Origin of the sequence: Pseudomonas sp. R1-6, assembly GCF_051132115.1 — a bacterium.
GTDB lineage: Bacteria > Pseudomonadota > Gammaproteobacteria > Pseudomonadales > Pseudomonadaceae > Aquipseudomonas.
Genome location: NZ_CP071662.1, coordinates 2,516,993 through 2,534,588, shown reverse-complemented (window position 1 = coordinate 2,534,588; position 17,596 = coordinate 2,516,993). Strand labels below are relative to the sequence as shown.

The window sequence follows — 17,596 nt, the reverse complement described above, 5'->3', positions numbered from 1 at the left end:
GGTTTGACGGTATCCAGGCATTTTTTTCACACCCACGTCCTCATGATTGGCCGCCCTCGTTCGTCCTATACAGGAGAGCGTTGATGATCTTTTCTGTCAGGCTGGTAAGGAGTCTTTACATGCATAACGCGCAAATGCCCATGGAGGGCAAGCCAGGATCGGCCCGTGTCACGATGACAGCCACAAACCGTACGTTCCCTGGGCCAGCGGAACGAGGCGGCAACGAGCAGATCAAGCGTCTGCTCAAGAGCTATGGGCTCAGGACGAGCCTGATTCGCTTGAAGGTCATCGACGCCTTGCTCAAGGCCGCCGATGAAAACCGCCGGCTGGGTGTACGCGGCGTCCATAGCCAATTGTTGGGGCTGGACATTCCCTTGTCCTTCCTGAGCGTGCGTGAGGTGCTGAAGCGCCTGTGCGGCGAAGGCGTGGTCACGCTCAATTCGGATAAAAGCTACAGCTTGCACCACCAGGCCGTGGCCCTGCTCAACACCGAAGAATGAGCGGCGCTCAAGGCTTGACCTTGCGTCGCATCACGCCGTTGATCACCACGACGATGACCGCCACGGCAATGGCGATGTATTGAAACAGCTGCTCGCTGATCATGCCCTTGCCTTGCATCCAGGACAGTCCGAGCATGATCGCCAGTACGACGAGAACCACCAGAATCGAGTATTTCAAACGTTGCGAATGAGTCATTTGCCAGTTTCCTGAAGTTTTTCGTTCTGCACCTCTGATGCGTGTTTATTCCACCACAAACAAGGTGGGATGCAGTCAGGATCGTATGGTACAACCGCTGGGCGTTTTCGTGCGACCGAAGGATCTTTCCTACATATACCGGTCCGCTTTCCACTGCCTGTTACGCGAAAAGGCGTCTTTCGACCCTGGATCTCGCCAACGTACTCTCGAAAAAGAAGAAATTTCCTTCTTTCCGAGAACCGACGTTGGGAATCCATGCCAAATCAGCCCACCCTTCTTTCACCCTTTCGCCTGACAGGTTTCTGCCTGGCCATCGCTCTTTTCGAGTTCCTCACTTACATGGCAAGCGACTTGATCATGCCCGCCATGCTCACCGTGACCCAGGACCTCGATGCATCCCCCGATCAGATTCCCCATGCGTTCAATCTGTACCTGCTGGGCGGCGTCCTGCTGCCGTGGCTGATCGGCCCGTTGTCGGATCGTCATGGGCGGCGCCCCTTCATGCTCGTGGGGTGTGCCGGGTTCGTGCTGGCTTGCGTGGCGATCACCGAGGTCACCGGCATGCAGGGTTTCAATGGGCTTCGCCTGGTCCAGGGGATGGGGCTGGGCTTCGTGATTGCAGTCAGCTACCCCGCCATACAGGAAATATTCTGCGAATCCGCCGCCGTGAAGGTCATGGCCATGCTGGGCAATCTCGCCCTTCTTTCACCGCTTTTAGGCCCTTTGGCGGGCGGACTGCTGCTGCAGTGGCTGTCGTGGCGCGAGCTGTTCATGTTGCTGGCCGGTCTCGGGGTGGTCAGCTGGTTGGCTTTGTGGGGGTTCATGCCGCGAACGCCCCCTGGCACACATGCCGGCGCTGAAACACCGGTCGTCGAAGCATTCGACCTGCGTTCGCTCGTAAGGCGATACGCAGCGCTGCTGGGCCACGGTGGCTTCATGTCGGCCAGCGTCGCGCTGGGGTTGATGAGCCTGCCGCTGATTGCCTGGATCGGCCTGTCGCCCCTGCTGTTGATCCAAGGACAAGGCCTGTCCCCATTGGCGTATGGGGTTTGGCAGATTCCGGTTTTCGCGGCGGTCATCCTCGGCAATCTCGTCCTCAACGCCCTGGTGGAACGGGTTGGGGTGCATCGGGTGGTCCGCTACAGCTTGTGGCCGTTGTGTACAGGCCTGACCGCGCTGGTGGCCGGCAGTCAGTTCGCCCTGTCCGTTCCCGTCCTGGTCAGTGGGCTGTCGCTGTATGCCATCGGGCTCGGCATGGGCAATGCCGCGCTGTATCGACTGGCCCTGTTCGCCACCGACGATAGCAAGGGCTTGGTTTCGGCCATGGTCGGGATGATCTCCATCGCCGTGATGAGCGCGACAGGGTCGCTGTTGGCGCTGCTGGGTGCCGGGGCGAACCTTGAGTCCTTCGCGCTGATGGTCGGCATCGCCGGGCTCAGCTGTCCTGTCGTGCTGCGCCTGTTCACCTCGCGCCCCGCTGCTCTCCCTTGATTTGCCTTCCCATAGGATGACCCGATGATTCACTTTCCCCATGCCGATGCGCTGTGCGCATGGCCCCAGCCGTATGACGGCGATTCGCTGCCACCGGGGCTGTTCGACAGAGCCATGGCTGAAATCAGCCTGTTCCATAGCCACCACACGCCAGGCTACGAACATTGGCTCAACGCCAACGGGCTTTGGGCCGACGACCTGGACCGTTTGACTGACTGGTCGCGCCTGCCGCCCATCTACGCCAGCTACTTCAAGCAGCGATTGCTGCTCAGCCCCACCGCCGAAGGTGCATTGGAACTCACGTCCTCGGGCACCAGCGGGCAGAAAAGCCGCATGCGCTACGACGAGCGCAGCATGGCGGCGGCCCAAGGCATGGTGGTAAACATCTTCGAGCATTACGGCTGGTCGACACCCGACTCGCCGTGCAACTACTTGCTCTTCAGCCATGAGCCCGAAGCGGCCAATCGCCTGGGCACGGCCTACACCGACCAGTTCCTGTGCCGCTTCGCACCGGCCAATCGGCTCGCCTACGCCTTGCGATGCACTGGAAAAGGCCATGAATTCGACGTCTTCGGCGCCATCGGCACTCTGCAATCTTTCGCCGAAGAGGGCCTGCCGGTGCGCATCTTCGGCTTTCCGGCGCTGCTCTGGCATGTGCTTGAGCGCATGCGTGAAACCGGCATACAAGACCTGAAGCTCGCCGCCGGCTCGTTGGTCTTCCTGGGGGGTGGCTGGAAGAAACAGGCGGCCGAGGAAATCCCCCGACGTCACGTTTACGAGCGCATCACACAGCAACTCGGCATCGAGGTCCAACGCTGCCGCGACGGCTACGGTGCGGTCGAGCACGCGGTGCCTTACATCGAATGCGCCCATCATCGGTTCCACGTGCCGGTCTATTCCAAAGTCTTCATACGCCACCCCTCGGACTTCAGTGTCCAGCCGTTCGGCGAACCAGGGTTGTTGTCGTTCGTTTCGCCCTACATCTCGTCAAGCCCCGCGCACGCCGTGGTGATGAGTGATCTGGCGACCCTGCACCCGGCCAACTGCAAGTGCGGCCTTCAAACCCAGTGGTTCGAGCTGCATGGCCGGGCCGGCACCAGTGCCAGCCGAAGCTGCGCCATGGCCGCTGCCGAATTGATCAAGGAAAACTGATATGTACCTCATCAACGGCCAACTGAACGCCGGGCTGCCGCTCGATGCAGCGCTTGAACGCCTCCAAGCGCAACTGCCCGTCTTGCTGGAAACGCCACCTCGCAGCGAGGAGGTGATCGACTGTGCCGAGGCGTTCGCGCAATGGCTGCGTGCGGCAGACCGAAGCCCGCTGCTGGACGAGGACCAGCGTCAGGCCCTGATTGCTTTCTGCGCCCGCAAGTCGTTGAGCTTCAAGCTGGAACGGGAGCTGGGCGTCGATGCACGTTCGCTACGGCGAATCGATTATTGCGACGGGCCCTTCGAGAGTTGGCAGCCCTTGGGCCTGGTGGTTCATGTCACGCCGGGCAACTCGCCGTTGCTGGGGTTTTGCGCGGTGCTGGAAGGCCTACTTGCGGGCAACGTCAATTGGCTGCGCCCCAGCACCCGCGAGGGCGACCTGACGGCGCAACTCCTAGCGGCGTTCCTGGCGTGCGATCCAGGCGGCCGGTTACGTGGTTATCTGGCGGTATTGCCGGTGCCCTCTGAACAAACCGGGCGTCTTTTTGCCGTTGCCAATGGCGTCAGTGCCTGGGGCGGCGAAGCTGCCTTGAAGGCATTGCGCGAGCGCATTCCAACGGGTTGTCGCTGGATCGATTGGGGCCACCGGATCAGCTTCGCCTATATCACGCCTCTGGCCGCCAGCGAGCAGGCCTTGGATGCGCTGGTGGACGAAGTCTGCCGCCTCGACCAGCAGGCCTGCTCCAGCCCGCAATGGCTGCTGGTGGACAGCGATGATCCTGGGCAATTGCAAGCAGTGGGAAGCGCCCTGGCCGCCGCGTTCGAACGCCGGACCGGGCGCTGGCCCACCCTGGAGACCACCGCCGCCGAAGCCTGTGAGATCACCACCCGTACGGCACTGGCCCGCCTGGACTTCAGCTTTGCCAACGAAACCGGCCAGGTCTGGACGGGCAATGGCTGGCGCATTCTCTGGGAGCACCACCGCGCACTGCAACCTTCGCCATTGTTTCGCACGCTCCTGCTACGGCCGATGCCGCAAGTGCTGCTCGCCGAAACCTTGCTGCCATGGCGCAATGTGCTGCAGAGCTGCGCCCTCATCTGCGAGCCGGAACGCGCTCCTGGGCTGGTTCGGCGCCTGATGACCGCTGGGGTTGGCCGGGTGACCTCCACGGGAGAAATCCAGCAAGGTTACGACGGCGAGCCCCACGATGGGGTCTACGGGCTGCAACGATTGAGTCGCCGGGTATCGGTCAGCCTTGATGCAGGCATTGCCAGCCATCGCGTCACGCTGGATGCCGCCGCGAGCCCATTGGCGCTGACCCCTTCGACGCCCATCATGGACAAAGCAGCGTTCGTGGCGCTGCCCCCGGCCCCTCAGGCACAGCTGTTCTTCCGTTCCGGCGGCAGCAGCGGCGCGCCGGTTTTGTCCCCCTATAGCCATCGTGATTTCGACCGCCACATGCGGGCCGCCGCCGATGGGCTGCGCGCCGCGGGGCTCGACCCGACGTACGATCGAGTGATGAACCTGTTCTATGGCGGCAGCCTGTACGGCGGGTTCCTCAGTTTCACCAAGATCCTCGAACAGATGGATGTCGTGCATTACCCGATGAGTGCGCCGCCAGATGACAACTTTGCAGAGATTGCGCAGTTGATCGTCGAGCATCGAATCAACACGCTCATGGGCATGCCCAGCACGTTGCATCGTCTGTTCTCAAGCCAGCAATCAGTCCTTCAAGGCTACGGCGGTGTGCGCAAGATCATGCTTGGTGGCGAACACCTGGGGCAGGACTGTCGTCTCCTGTTCGAGCAATGCGGCGTCACCTGCGTTCGCTCGGCAATCTACGGCAGCGTCGATGCGGGCCCCCTCGGGCATGCCTGCATAGCCAGTGGCGACGGTGTGTTTCATCTGATGGAAGATATCCAATCCTTGGAAATCGTTGACCTGGAACGGGATATGCCGGTCGGGCCTGATGGTATCGGGCGCTTGCTGTTCACCTCCCGCGTACGCCAGGCGCGCCCGCTCCAGCGATACGAAGTCGGCGACCTAGGGCGCTGGCTACCCGGCCCATGCGCGTGTGGCCTGGAGTCGCCCAGATTCCAGCTGCGCGAGCGCCACGGCCAACTGGTGCGCATCGCCACCGAGTCCATCAATACCCGGGACCTGTCCGAGCACGCGCAGACGGCCATCCAGATCGTTCTGAGCCATGCGGGCTGTGGCGGTGAGCGTTTGCTGATTCGTACCGATGGCGACGCCGAAACGGTTCGGCGCCAGGTGCTGGGCCTCGCAGCGCTGCGCACGTCGGTCAACGCCGGGTTGCTGGCCCTGGACGTCGAGCACTGCCCGGTTGAGCGGTTCGAACATAACAAGCACAGCGGCAAAGTCCCGCTGGTGATCGATTGCAGGTTAGCCGGCCGTTGATTTCGCCCGGTACCCGATAAGCCGACCCATAGCCTTGAGAATATTCCGATGAGCGCCCCATTAACCTACGACCAATGGCTCAACCATATCCGCACGCATTCGATGTTCTATCGCACGCAGCTGAGCCATCTACCCATCCATGGCTGCGAGTTCCACCAGTTGCCGATCGTCAATCTCAGCGAGTATTGGAAAGACAGCCACGACCTGGACCATTGGCCGGTGTTGACCAGCCGCGTTAAGGACGCACTGGTCTTCAAGACCGGCGGTACGACCAGCGAAGGCAAGTTATCGGTGTATACCCACGCAGAATGGCAACTGATGCTCGATTGCTTCGGTCGCAGCTTGACAGCCCAATTGGCTGCGGGGGATCGCATTGCCAATCTGTTTTTCTCGGGGGATCTCTACGCCAGTTTCCTGTTCATCCACGGCGCCCTGTGCAGCGTCGATGTTGCGATTACCGAGTTTCCCTTCTCCGGCTCGGTGGAACTCGATGTGTTGGCCGACGCCATTGCTGGACACCGCATCAACGTACTCGTCGGCGTGCCTGCGCACTTGCTGGCCTTCGCCAGCCATGTCATTGGCAAAGGGCGCAGGCTGCCACAGATCACCACCGTGCTCTTTGGCGGGGAGAACCTGTTCGAAAGCCAGATGCCGACATTGAAGCGCGCCTTCCCGGGCGCGCGTTTCGCGTCCATCGGATACGCCAGCGTGGATGCCGGACTGGTAGGTGCGAGCACGCCTGATTGCGGCTTGGGCGAGCACCGGGTATTCGATCAGCACACGCGGGTGGAAATCGTCGACGACCTGAGCGGGGAAGCTATCGAGGCCATTGGCCAAGCCGGAAACCTGGTGGTGACGAATTTCAACCGGACCCTCATGCCCATTGTCCGATACCCGGTGGGAGACCGCGCCAGTTGGTGCGAGCCGGCAGGCACGCCGGGGCGCAAATTCGCCCTTCGAGGACGCAGCGCAGAGAGCCGGCGCGTACGCGTTGGCGTGTTGTCGCTGTTTCCCGAAGAAATAAGCGACATCGCGCGGCGCGTGGCCGGCGGTGTGCAGTGGCAACTGATCATCGAGCACAGCCAGGGCAATGACTGCGTGTTGCTCAAGTGGCTGCCGGAAAAAGCCGAGGATGCAGGCCCAACGCGATCCCATGCGCTTAAAGCGGCCTTGATCGAGCAATATCCAGGCCTCGATCGACTTCACGTGGATACCCAGGCCTGTACCGCACAGGACCTGGAGCGCCACCCTCGTTCCGGCAAGCACCTGTCGATCATCGATCGTCGGGTATACGGTTCGCGGGCAGCGGAGGATGCTGGATGAGCCTTCTGGTATTCAGGCCGTTCCAAGCCACCGACAGCGCCGGTACGTGCGAGCTGTTTCGTCGGGTGTACGGCGATCACTACGTCTCCCCTGACGTCTACATGCCGCAAATGATCTGCCAGCACAATCTCAAGGGGCGCTGGCATTCGCAGGTGGCGGTGGTCGACGGGCGCGTGGTCGGTCATGCCGCGTTGTGCCGCCAGGGACACGCCACTCAAGATGCCGAGCTGGCGCTGGTTGCGGTGGACCCCGAGTTGCAGGGCAGGCAGATCGCCTCGCGGCTGGGGCAACAATTACTGGACGGTTGCCGGCAGCTCGGGCTCGCCAGGCTATCGATCAAGCAGGTCACCAGCCATCCCTACAGCCAACGGCTGTCCCAACGACTGGGTTTTCATGACGTCGGCCTGCTACCCGACTTCGTGCCCTCTCCGTTCGCCACGGACCAGGCCGAAACCATCGTGATCGGCTGCCAAGTGATCGGCGACCACCCTCGACCGCTGCCACGTCTTCAATGGCCCGCGCCCCACCAATGGCTGATGGGCGCTTTGGAAACGCGTTTCGGGACCACCCTTGTGGATAGGCCGCAGGGCATTCATCCGTTGCGGCTTAGCCATTTACCCGGCCGGATCGAGATCGTGGCGGATCGGGTGGATACATGCCTCGTCGGGCAGCTTCGGCGCTTGCCGGCCCATTGGCCGCTTTCGGTCCGAATCGGCCTCGGTCGACACTTTTGCGCCGACCACCAGCTGCTGCTGGCTGCGGGTTTTTTCTTCACTGGGATGATGCCCACGGACGCCGGGCAAGGTTGGCAGGCGCTGTTCCACCGAGTTGCACATCCGCGCAGGCTCAGCCTGCACTCGGCCCCCATGCAACGCCTTCACGATGAATTGCAGGCTCACGCTCAAACCTGGAAAAACGCCCAGGCCCATTCCGCCGCCTGACGGCTGGTCAGGCCCCACACTCAAGCTCCTGGCAGAGAAGCCGACATATATTGGAACGTTCATCCCATTTGCTTCCGAAAGTCGCCCCGTGCAAGGAACACCCACATGCCCTCATTGCGCACCATTCAGGCCCGCTACACGTTGTTTTTGGTTCTGTTCATTCTGGTGTTATCCATCCTGACGGTCGTCGGCATCAGTTACCTCGTCGCACCCAAGCTGCGCCACACCGAGGAACAAGTGGCGCTGAACCGCATTGCCGAGGTCGCCGAGCAGATCCAGGGCGAACTGAACAAGGTCCAGGCCCAGCAACGCAGCATTACCCAGACCATCCCCTTGCTCGACAGCGATGCCATCGACAAGGTACTGCCAGGCCTGGTGGACCAGTACGGTGAGCTGAAAGTGTTCGGCGGCGGGATCTGGCCTTTGCCCAACCAGCGCGCCGAAGGTCGCAGCAAATTCAGCACGTTCTGGCACCGCGACGCTTCCGGCAAGCTGATCGTCAACACCTTCTGGAACAGCGATGCTGCGCCGAACTACTACGAGCAACCCTGGCACAAGGGCGGCATGGCCACTCCCCCTGGCAAATGCGCCTGGGCGGCAGCCTACAAGGACGACGCGAGCGCCGAACCCCGGACCAACTGCGCCATGGCCATCCAGAAGAATGGCGCGCCGTATGGCGTCTCCACCATCGACGTGACCCTCGGCTTTTTCAACGAGCTGATCGCACGCAAGGAAGCAGAACTGAACGCCGAGATGCTGATCGTGGAAAGCGACGGCAAGATCATCAGCAACAGCTCGCGGATCAGCGGCCCGATCGTGCTCAAGAACATCAGCGAACTGGCGGCTGGCTCGCCATTCGCCGCCCAGGTCAAGGCTGGCCTGGCGAACCGTGACCAACCGCAGCGCGTCGAATTCGACAACAACGGTGAAGCCAGCACCTTCTTCATGCGGCCTATCGAAGGCTCGCCCTGGTTCCTCGCCACTGCCCTGCCGACCCGCCTGATCAAAGCCCAACGTGATGACGTATTGAACACGCTGAGCCTGTTGCAGATACCCATGGTGATCCTGTTGGTGCTGATGCAGCTGTATGCGATCCGCCAATTGACCAACCGCATGAAAGTGCTCAAGGGCAACATCGATGCGCTGTCCACGGGCGACGCCGACCTGACCCGCCGCATCACCATCCGCGCAGAAGACGAACTGGGCGCCATCGGTCATTCGGTCAACCGCTTTATCGCGTACCTGCAAGACATGATCGGCGAAGTCACCCAGGCCACCGGCGCCATGGCATCTAGCCTGGACAAGCTGCAGCAGACTTCGGCCCACACCAGTGAAATCCTGATGCGCCATGCCTCGGAGACCGACCAGACGGTAACGGCCATCACCGAAATGAGTTCCACGGCCGAAAGCGTGGCACAGAACGCCGCTGAGACGGCCGCCTTCACCCAGCGGGCCAATGAACATGCCGATCGCTCCCGCGTCGTTGTCGGCGAGGCATCGAACAGTGTCGTCGCGTTGATCGAGGAAGTGGCCAGCGCCACCCACAAGGTCGAGAGCATGCAGCAGGATGCGCAGCGCATCACCGAGATCCTCGGTGTGATCGGGGCCATCGCCGGGCAGACCAACCTGCTGGCGCTCAACGCCGCCATCGAAGCCGCCCGGGCTGGCGAGCAAGGCCGTGGCTTCGCGGTGGTCGCCGACGAAGTCCGCGCCCTCGCCGCCCGCACCCAGGCCAGCACTTCGGAGATCAACGAAATGCTGACGCGCCTGACCCAAGGCGTGAGCTCGTCGGTCGCGGCCATGGAAAACACCCAGACCAGTTGCCAATCGGCTGCCGACGCCACCTCCCGAGTGAACTCGGGCCTGGACGAAATGGCCGGCTCCGTCAGCCAGATCAACAGCCTCAGCACCCAGATCGCCACCGCCGCAGAGCAGCAAAGTGCAGTGACCGAAGAGATCAACCGGAGCATGGTGCAGATCCGGCACATGGTCGAAGAGCTGGTGGAAAGCGGCCTGGCCAGCGAGAACAACACCCGTCAGTTGCTGGAAGCCAACAGCCGGGTGAATGCGATCATGGGGCGGTTCAAGGTTCGCTGAAACATCGCCTGAGTAAAAGGGGGCCTCCTGTCAGGGTTGATAGCAGGCCCCCTTTCAGTTCAACGTTAAAGGGCATTGCGCCTGCCGCTGTGGCGATTGAAAGCGGCCTCTCCAAGCCCATCGACGAAGGCGAAGGTGGCGCTTGGACACAGCCCAGCGAGCCCCGACCGGGTTAACTTCCAGATGGCTCAGGTGGCTCGGGGGGCTCACCCAACTCAGTTCGCTCTGAAAGCAACAATGTGCCTTGGTTATAAGGCACCCGACAATAAGCGCCTAAATAACTTTCAATGGTCGATGTAGATTTGGTGCCTTGATAGATGTTTGCAAAACACGGCCATAATGGATTACCGCTATCATAGCGGCCGGTCCAGTTGTTGTAGTTCCAGCCTAGGTCCCGCTCATAATAAGTGCGGATTGCCTGCATAGTGCCGCCATCGGGATATGGATTTTGGTTAAAAGAACTTTGCGCGCCCTGACCGTTTGCCCAGCCCTGCGCCTGGCCGCCTCGAATGGAGCGTGTCGATCTTAGTGTCCAAGCATTTGAGCGGCTCACTGTATATGACGCAGTTTGCCCGTAGGCGTCGGTTATCGTAATGATCGCCTCGCCGTTTCCTCCACCGACCACGACCCCCTGATCATTCACAGTGGCAACACCGGTATTTGACGTGCTGTATGCATACGGAGGATTTCCACGCGAGGGGGTGCGAGTAACGGTTGTGCCCGCCGGCATCGGTGTGCTGTTTCGTGCTCCGTTGTAGTACAGGAAGAAGCCATCAAGATTGGCGATGCGGTTATCTATCACTAAGGGTTCTATCACCCTAAGACGACGAACAGCCGACGTCGGACGATCACCGTAAAGGCCTGTGGCCTTGAAGTTATGTTCACCGACCGCCACCGTAATTGCCGTGCTGGTCCAGTTACCAGCGACAGCCATAAATTCTCCTATGGACGTGTTTCCGTCGAACAGTTCAATCTTTTGCCCTACCGAGGCGGCACCGCTCAATATCACGCTGCTCTCCACCGTGTTGCTGTTGTCCGGAATCTCAGCGTTGCTCGGCTGGCCCCTCACAGAGGTGATCGTCGGCGTCACCATCACAATTGATTTGACGGTGTAAGTACGCTGCGGAAACGTTATTGCATTGGCCTCGTCGATGGTCTTGCTGAAATCCGCCTTGAACTCCACGGTCAGCGTGCTGCCGTCTTTCAGGTCCTTCAGGAAGTTGTAAGAGTTGCCCAAGGGTCCTGGCTGATAGAAAACGTTGTTGACCCAACCTTGATTGACCCTAGGCCCTTTAGTTGGCGGCTTTGGCACCCAGATATCGAGGTTGTAAGGCGTGGTGTTATCGGCCTTCGTGCCCTTGAAACGCAGCCACACGTCCTGGTCAACGGCAATCAGGGGCCAGGTACCGAACCAGCAGGTGACATTCGCACTGATGGAAGCCAGGTTCAGTTCGCTGCCCTCGCCATTATTGGCGGCTTCCAGGATCCTTGGCTTGCCGAGTTCAAGATCACCTGGAGCCAGGGGCTGTATCGCCAAGGCAAAGGGCGGTGACGCCACAGGGGCTTCGCTGCCTCGAATCACCGCATAGGACACCGTCACCGACCTGCCCAGGTTAAACGCGACCACACTGTTGGGAATCGGGATTTCCAACCCCGCACTGACCAACGATTCGCCTGAGGTGTGTGAGCCGCCGGCTGGGGTTCCCGGTGCGCCCGTCCAGGTCACCGTCAGTTTGTCCGTGGGCAGCAACTCGGCGTTGACCGGCACGACGATGGTCAGGGTGTCCTTGGCGTTGACCGGGTTCAAGGACGCGCCGCTGGCCTCTTTCACTGAAGGCGGTGCCAAGGTCAACTGCCGGTCCAGGTGGACATCAATATATTTGTCAGACGACAGGTTGGAGTTACCCAGTTGATCGGTCACCTTGAACTGGACCGCAGTAAAGGCGCCGTCTCCCACGTCTCTGAAGGTGTCGGTGAGCAGCGTATATTCCGCCGGAGCCGGAGCACTCGGCACATCGTAAGGTTTAGCCACCGCGCCTATCCGAAACTCGATGCGATCGAAATCTCGCCGGTTGCCATAAGTAAAACCAAACTTCACCCCTTGCGCCGCCCTGTCAGCACTGACCCCATCGCTGATCACGTCGGGCGGGATCACCAGATCCATGTTCTGGGGGGCGGGTTCACCGGGCGCCCTAAGGTGATAGAGCACGTCCAAAGAGATCGAGTCGTCGGGATTCCCGCTCAGGCGCGTCACTCTGTAGTGCAGGGTGTTGACCCCGTCTCTTAACTCCCCATGGGGAAGGTACAGGACGATGAACTTAGCTTCATCTCCCGGCTGAACGGTATGCCCTGCCCCGGTGCTCCGTATTCCATTGACGTACAAATCGACGTGATCAAACGCCGCCATTATCCAAGGGCCGCTTTTGAGATCGGTCAATGGATTGATCACGCATTGCAGTCCCTGAAGCCGGTCGTCATAGATGCTTTTAGGAATGCCGCCGTGCGCAATATTTGGCGGCTATAAAAATGTCACCCACCCAGGAATATGCACTGGATACAGTTCGAAGGGATGGCTCAAGGCTGAGGCTGGAATATCCATGATTTTTACCTGGCAGATGATTGGCCTTTCGGCATGAGCCATCACACATCAGGCAAGCAACATCGGCTACTGTCAGAACCTACAGGTATGGATGAGATTTGGACGAGTGGCAGGCTTTCTTGCTTACCAGCGCCCCCCGTTTTTCCTGTACATCAACTGAAACCAACGCTAAACCCAAAAACGATGCGCTATTTCTGTATGTTCATGCATAGACAATCCCCCAATACGTGCGGGGCCACGCGCCGTTGGGAGCTGCGCGGATTTCATATGTCCCCGGCTGCCGAGCGAGTGCCGAAAGTGGCCGGCGATGAGTACCAACCGTTAACGATCTCATTCCGGACAGATAATAAAGGTCCCCACCTCCAGTTATCCCGAATGTCGCGTCATTTGGAGTCGATGCGTCTGGGGCCCGATGTACTTGTATGTCTACGTTTACCGGAAAGGTACCGATTCCTATCGGAAGCTTATTATTCGTTGTATTAGGCTGGTACACCCGGGTGGTGCCTCCATACATAATCGTAAATGTACAGAAAGGGCCTGCAGCTCTGACGGTAAAGGTACGCGCATCTGAAACCGGTTCTACGCCATATTTGGCCTTGGCGGTAAAACTGCGACCGCCAAGCGCCACGGCGATGGCCGTGGTTGTCCAAGTACCGCCAGTCGCAACGAAGGTGCCCCTGGAGTCCTGGCCCTCGAAGATCTCGACGTCCATGCCAGCCGTGGCCGTGCCGCTGAGGATCACCGAGGTTTCCACGGTGGTGGTCTCGTTGGGGATTTCGGCATTGCTGGGTTGGCCTTTCACCGAGCTGATTACCGGCTTCTGAGCCGCGACCACGGTAAAGGTACGCGCATCTGACACCGGTTCAGCGCCATATTTGGTCTTGGCGGTAAAACTGCGACTCCCAAGCGCCACGGTGATGGCCGTGGTTGTCCAAGTGCCGCCAGTCGCAACGAAGGTGCCCCTGGAGTCCGGGCCCTCGAAAATCTCGACGTCCATGCCAGCCGTGGCCGTGCCGCTAAGGATCACCGAGGTTTCCACGGTGTTGGTCCCGTCCGGGATTTCGCCATTGCTGGGTTGGCCTTTCACGGATGTGATCGTCGGCGTCACCACCACAATTGATTTGACGGTGTAAGTACGCTGCGGAAACGTTATTGCATTGGCCTCGTCGATGGTCTTGCTGAAATCCGCCTTGAACTCCACGGTCAGCGTGCTGCCGTCTTTCAGGTCCTTCAGGTAGTTGTAAGAGTTGCCCAAGGGTCCTGGCTGATAGAAACCGTTGTTGACCCAACCTTGATTGACCCTAGGCCCTTTAGTCGGCGGCTTTGGCACCCAGATATCGAGGTTGTAAGGCGTGGTGTTATCGGCCTTCGTGCCCTTGAAACGCAGCCACACGTCCTGGTCAACGGCAATCAGGGGCCAGGTACCGAACCAGCAGGTGACATTCGCAATGATGGAAGCCAGGTTCAGTTCGCTGCCCTCGCCATTATTGGCGGCTTCCAGGATCCTTGGCTTGCCGAGTTCAAGATCACCTGGAGCCAGGGGCTGTATCGCCAAGGCAAAGGGCGGTGACGCCACAGGGGCTTCGCTGCCTCGAATCACCGCATAGGACACCGTCACCGACCTGCCCAGGTTAAACGCGACCACACTGTTGGGAATCGGGATTTCCAACCCGGCGCTGACCAACGATTCACCCGAGGTGTGTGAGCCGCCGGCTGGGGTTCCCGGTGCGCCCGTCCAGGTCACCGTCAGTTTGTCCGTGGGAAGCAACTCGGCGTTGACCGGCACGACGATGGTCAGGGTGTCCTTGGCGTTGACCGGGTTCAAGGACGCGCCGCTGGCCTCTTTCACCGAAGGCGGTGCCAAGGTCAACTGCCGGTCCAGGTGGACATCAATATATTTGTCAGACGACAGGTTGGAGTTACCCAGTTGATCGGTCACCTTGAACTGGACCGCAGTAAAGGCGCCGTCTCCCACGTCTCTGAAGGTGTCGGTGAACAGCGTATATTCCGCCGGAGCCGGAGCACTCGGCACATCGTAAGGTTTAGCCACCGCGCCTATCCGAAACTCGATGCGATCGAAATCTCGCCGGTTGCCATAAGTAAAACCAAACTTCACCCCTTGCGCCGCCCTGTCAGCGCTGACCCCATCGCTGATCACGTCGGGCGGGATCACCAGATCCATGTTCTGGGGGGCGGGTTCACCGGGCGCCCTAAGGTGATAGAGCACGTCCAAAGAGATCGAGTCGTCGAAATTCCCGCTCAGGCGCGTCACTCTGTAGTGCAGGGCGTTGACCCCGTCTCTTAACTCCCCATGGGGAAGGTACAGGACGATGAACTTAGCTTCATCTCCCGGCTGAACGGTGTGCCCTGCCCCGGTGCTCCGTATTCCATTGACGTACAAGTCGACGTGATCAAACGCCGCCATTATCCAAGGGCCGCTTTTGAGATCGGTCAATGGATTGATCACGCATTGCAGTCCCTGAAGCCGGTCGTCATAGATGCTTTTAGGAATGCCGCCGTGCGCGATATTTGGCGGCTGTAAAAATGTCACCCACCCAGGAATATGCACTGGATACAGTTCGAAGGGATGGCTCAAGGCTGAAGCTGGGATATCCATGATTTTTACCTGGCAGATGGTTGGCCTTTCGGCATGAGCCATCACACATCAGGCAAGCAACATCGGCTACTGTCAGAACCTACAGGTATGCGCCAAATCTGGACGAGCGGCAGGGCTTACAGAATCGCGAACGAATGTGATCGCTATGTTCACCGGGGCCGCTGCCAACTGATAGTTCCGTCATCCGCCCTTCAGCCTGCTGTCAGGCCACCGCCGCTACTCTGTTATCCTTCCATCCAAAGCCGTTCGCCAAGAGACCTGACCCATGGCCAATCCCCTGCACCTGCTCGCACTGAGCGCCGTTTTCACCTCTGCCCTGGCCCAGGCTGCCGAGCCGGTCACCATCGATGTACACCGCGACGCCAATTGCGGCTGTTGCAAGAAATGGATCTCCCATCTGCAAGCCAACGGTCTTAAGGTCAATGACCATGTCGAAGCCGACATGAGTGCGGTCAAGCAGCGCCTGGGCGTCGCGCCCAACCTGCGTTCCTGTCACACCGCCGAGATCAACGGCAAATTCGTCGAGGGTCACGTTCCCGCCGAGCAGGTGCTGGCGTTAAGCAAACGCGACGATCTGCTCGGCATTGCCGCGCCAGGCATGCCGATGGGCTCGCCGGGCATGGAAATGGACGGCATGAGTGATGCCTATCAGGTGATCGGGCAGAAAAAGGACGGCTCCCAAACCGTCGTGGCGGACTATCCAGCCCACTGATGCCCGAGGCATATGTCGGGCTGTTCCTGGCGGCATTTGGCGCGGCGACCCTGTTGCCGCTGCAATCGGAAGCGCTGCTGATCGGCCTGGTACTCAGCGAGCGCCACGCGGTCTGGCTGTGGCTGGGGGTCGCCACCTTGGGCAATGTGTTGGGCTCACTGGTGAACTGGTGGCTAGGGACCCGCGTTGAGCAGTTCAAGGACCGCCGTTGGTTCCCTGTCAGCCCGTCTCACCTGGACAAGGCCCGCCAGCATTACCAGCGCTATGGCTATTGGTCGCTGCTGCTGAGCTGGGTGCCCATCATTGGCGATCCCCTGACGCTGGTGGCGGGCGTGATGGGTGAACCGTGGCGACGCTTTCTGTTGATGGTCACCCTCGCCAAAGGCCTGCGTTATGGCGTACTCGTGCTCGCAACCCTGGGCTGGATGGGTTGAACGTTCCCACGGTTCGGTTGCCTGTGATTAATGTCGCCATAATCCAGCCGTTCCAGGATCGGTCGGTTGCCTAAAGGAGTTTGACAATGCCGCGTTTGACTACCCGCTGGAAGTCCAGCCTGTTCTTGCTCGCTGCCCTGCCGCTGTTCGCCCAGGCCGAGAACCCGCCCGAAGGTCCGGCCTATGGCCCTCAGCTCGAAGGCTTCAAATACCCCTACACCCTCAAGCACTTTTCCTTGCAGTCTCAGGGCAAAACATTGCAGATGGGCTACATGGACGTGCCCGCCCAAGGCAAGGCCAACGGTCGCAGTGTCGTGCTGATGCACGGCAAGAATTTCTGCGCCGCGACCTGGGGCGACTCGATCAAGACCCTCAGCGAGGCTGGCTACCGGGTCATCGCGCCGGACCAGATCGGCTTCTGCACCTCGAGCAAGCCAGACCACTACCAGTACAGCTTTCACCAACTGGCGAACAACACCAACGCGCTGCTCAAGACCCTGGGTGTGCAGAAAGCCATCGTGCTGGGCCACTCCACCGGTGGCATGCTTGCCACCCGCTATGCGCTGCAATTTCCCGATCAGGTCGAACGCCTGGCGATGGTCAATCCCATCGGGCTCGAAGACTGGAAGGCCCTCGGCGTTCCCTACCGCAGCGTGGACCAATGGTATGAACGCGAGCTGAAACTCAGCGCCGACGGCATCCGTACCTACGAGCGCAATACATACTATGGCGGTCGCTGGAAGCCGGAGTACGAGCGTTGGGTGGACATGCTGGCCGGATTGAACAAAGGCCCGGGACATAAGCAGGTGGCATGGAATTCAGCGCTGATCTACGACATGATCTTCACCCAGCCGGTCTACTACGAGTTCAAGGACCTGAAGGCGCCGACTCTGCTGCTGATCGGCACGTCCGACACCACCGCCATTGGCAGCGACATCGCTGCGCCGGCAGTGAAGGCCAGGTTGGGCAAATATGACGTGCTGGGCAAGCAGGTCGCCCAGCTGATTCCTCGATCGACACTGGTGGAATTCCCCAATCTGGGTCACGCGCCGCAGATGGAGGAACCAGACCGGTTCCACAAAGCCCTGCTGGGCTGGCTGGACAAACCCATTCTCTGA

Annotated in this window: 12 protein-coding genes and 2 pseudogenes; 11 read left to right on the top strand and 3 right to left on the bottom strand. The window is 60.2% G+C overall.

The window, feature by feature from the left end; translation table 11 throughout:
* The first annotated feature begins 119 nt into the window (after positions 1–119).
* Positions 120–500, top strand: coding sequence for a fe2+ zn2+ uptake regulation protein (locus J3P81_RS11620; protein WP_434563878.1), 381 nt, complete (start codon positions 120–122; stop codon positions 498–500).
* A gap of 7 nt (positions 501–507) precedes the next feature.
* Here J3P81_RS11620 and J3P81_RS11615 read toward each other — a convergent pair whose 3' ends face one another.
* Positions 508–696, bottom strand: coding sequence for a hypothetical protein (locus J3P81_RS11615; protein ID WP_186631798.1), 189 nt, complete (start codon positions 694–696; stop codon positions 508–510).
* Between the two features lie 255 nt (positions 697–951).
* Here J3P81_RS11615 and J3P81_RS11610 point away from each other — a divergent pair, with 255 nt between their 5' ends.
* The 7 genes and pseudogenes from J3P81_RS11610 to J3P81_RS11580 form a co-directional block, all read left to right on the top strand.
* Positions 952–2,187: an MFS transporter gene (locus tag J3P81_RS11610; RefSeq protein WP_434563876.1), complete on the top strand. Its 1,236-nt coding sequence runs from the start codon at positions 952–954 to the stop codon at positions 2,185–2,187.
* Positions 2,188–2,211: 24 nt separating this feature from the next.
* Positions 2,212–3,339 carry an acyl-protein synthase gene (locus J3P81_RS11605; RefSeq protein ID WP_434563874.1) on the top strand — a complete coding sequence of 376 codons (1,128 nt, stop codon included), beginning with the start codon at positions 2,212–2,214 and terminating at the stop codon, positions 3,337–3,339.
* Position 3,340: 1 nt separating this feature from the next.
* Positions 3,341–5,755 (top strand): acyl-CoA reductase, encoded by a 2,415-nt coding sequence (locus tag J3P81_RS11600; RefSeq protein ID WP_434563872.1) that lies wholly within the window; start codon positions 3,341–3,343, stop codon positions 5,753–5,755.
* Positions 5,756–5,803: 48 nt separating this feature from the next.
* The gene (locus J3P81_RS11595; RefSeq protein ID WP_434563870.1) at positions 5,804–7,078 is read left to right on the top strand and encodes a phenylacetate--CoA ligase family protein; all 1,275 of its coding nucleotides are present in this window, start codon (positions 5,804–5,806) and stop codon (positions 7,076–7,078) included.
* Complete coding sequence (locus J3P81_RS11590; RefSeq protein ID WP_434563868.1) at positions 7,075–8,019, top strand: GNAT family N-acetyltransferase; 945 nt, start codon at positions 7,075–7,077, stop codon at positions 8,017–8,019. The genes J3P81_RS11595 and J3P81_RS11590 overlap by 4 nt, the downstream gene beginning before the upstream one ends.
* A gap of 105 nt (positions 8,020–8,124) precedes the next feature.
* A pseudogene (locus tag J3P81_RS11585) lies at positions 8,125–9,210 on the top strand (cache domain-containing protein); the annotation flags it as partial.
* Between the two features lie 378 nt (positions 9,211–9,588).
* Positions 9,589–10,116 (top strand): annotated as a pseudogene (locus J3P81_RS11580) (methyl-accepting chemotaxis protein); the annotation flags it as partial.
* 172 nt (positions 10,117–10,288) lie between these two features.
* Here the strand turns inward: J3P81_RS11580 and J3P81_RS11575 are convergent.
* Together J3P81_RS11575 and J3P81_RS11570 are read right to left on the bottom strand one after the other, a co-directional pair.
* Positions 10,289–12,565, bottom strand: a complete 2,277-nt coding sequence (locus tag J3P81_RS11575) for a hypothetical protein (RefSeq protein ID WP_434563866.1) — start codon at positions 12,563–12,565, stop codon at positions 10,289–10,291.
* Positions 12,566–12,917: 352 nt separating this feature from the next.
* On the bottom strand, positions 12,918–15,332 hold the full coding sequence (locus J3P81_RS11570) for a hypothetical protein (protein WP_434563864.1): 2,415 nt from the start codon (positions 15,330–15,332) through the stop codon (positions 12,918–12,920).
* 265 nt (positions 15,333–15,597) lie between these two features.
* On the opposite strand from J3P81_RS11570, the gene J3P81_RS11565 reads away from it, so the two are divergent.
* The 3 genes from J3P81_RS11565 to J3P81_RS11555 all read left to right on the top strand — a co-directional run bounded on the left by J3P81_RS11565 (position 15,598) and on the right by J3P81_RS11555 (position 17,596).
* Entirely contained in the window at positions 15,598–16,044 is a 447-nt protein-coding gene (locus J3P81_RS11565) for a DUF411 domain-containing protein (RefSeq protein WP_420766811.1), read from the top strand.
* Positions 16,044–16,478 carry a YqaA family protein gene (locus tag J3P81_RS11560; RefSeq protein ID WP_434563862.1) on the top strand — a complete coding sequence of 145 codons (435 nt, stop codon included), beginning with the start codon at positions 16,044–16,046 and terminating at the stop codon, positions 16,476–16,478. Before J3P81_RS11565 ends, J3P81_RS11560 begins: the two co-directional genes overlap by 1 nt.
* Before the next feature lie 86 nt (positions 16,479–16,564).
* A complete protein-coding gene (locus tag J3P81_RS11555; RefSeq protein WP_434563860.1) occupies positions 16,565–17,596 on the top strand; it encodes an alpha/beta fold hydrolase in 1,032 nt (343 codons plus the stop codon).